Source organism: Klebsiella sp. 141198 (assembly GCF_050600785.1).
GTDB classification, from domain to species: domain Bacteria; phylum Pseudomonadota; class Gammaproteobacteria; order Enterobacterales; family Enterobacteriaceae; genus Klebsiella; species Klebsiella aerogenes.
Genome location: NZ_JAQIRM010000031.1, coordinates 1 through 257, shown reverse-complemented (window position 1 = coordinate 257; position 257 = coordinate 1). Strand labels below are relative to the sequence as shown.

At 51.8% G+C, this 257-nt stretch carries 1 protein-coding gene; it reads left to right on the top strand.

From position 1 onward, the window contains the following. A partial coding sequence (locus tag PGR10_RS25440; protein ID WP_430919904.1) for an EF-Tu/IF-2/RF-3 family GTPase occupies positions 1 to 257 on the top strand: 257 nt, incomplete at both ends.

The following is a 257-nucleotide window of genomic DNA, read 5'->3' as shown; positions in this document are numbered from 1 at the left end:
TTCTCCATCTCCGGTCGTGGTACCGTTGTTACCGGTCGTGTAGAGCGCGGTATCATCAAAGTTGGTGAAGAAGTTGAAATCGTTGGTATCAAAGAAACCGCGAAAACCACCTGTACTGGCGTTGAAATGTTCCGCAAACTGCTGGACGAAGGCCGTGCTGGTGAGAACGTAGGTGTTCTGCTGCGTGGTATCAAACGTGAAGAAATCGAACGTGGTCAGGTACTGGCTAAGCCGGGCAGCATCAAGCCGCACACCAA